At 39.0% G+C, this 800-nt stretch carries 1 pseudogene; it reads right to left on the reverse strand.

From position 1 onward, the window contains the following. Nucleotides 1-800, reverse strand: a pseudogene (locus DPG01_RS18480) (IS3 family transposase); the annotation flags it as partial.

Below are 800 nucleotides of genomic sequence, written 5' to 3' on the forward strand. Positions count from 1 at the left end.
ACTGATTTGAATGCCATTTGATTTCAATACATCAATAAATGCATCACTGGTAAACTGACTGCCTTGGTCTGTATTAAATATTTCAGGTCGACCATATTTTTCAATAGCTTCATTTAATGTTTCTATGCAAAATGTAACCTCCATACTAATCGATACTCTATGCGCAAGTACCTTGCGGCTATGCCAATCAATCACAGCACATAAATAAACAAAGCCTTTTGCCATAGGGATATACGTTATATCCGTAGACCACACTTGATTACTGCGCTGAATAGCCAATCCTTTGAGCAGATATGGATATTTGCGGTGAGCTTGATTAGCCTGGCTTAAATTTGGTTTGCAATATAACGCATTAATGCCCATTTTCTTCATTAAAGTACGTGTATGACGTCGTCCTATATGATGTCCTTGACGATTCAACAAATCACGCATCATCCGGCTACCTGCAAAAGGGTATTGCATATGTAACTCATCCATACACCGCATTAGCTTCAGATCTGATGCACTCACAGGTTTTGGGCGATAGTAATAACAACCACGGGAGACTTTCAGCAGCTGAGCTTGCTTAGATACTGAAATCTGAAGTGAGTCATCGATTAACTTTTGTGGTTGAAGCGGCCCAGTTTCTTCAACACACCTTCTAAAAAATCAATTTCTAATGCCTGCTCACCGATTTTTGCATGTAGTTTTTTTAGATCGATGGGTGGTTCTGTTGGAGCTTTTGATTGATCGAAAGCTTGCGAGGAAGCTGAAATCAGTTGATTTTTCCAGTCGATAATTTGGTTTTGATGAACATCAAA

Source organism: Acinetobacter sp. WCHAc060042 (assembly GCF_003231195.1).
GTDB lineage: Bacteria > Pseudomonadota > Gammaproteobacteria > Pseudomonadales > Moraxellaceae > Acinetobacter.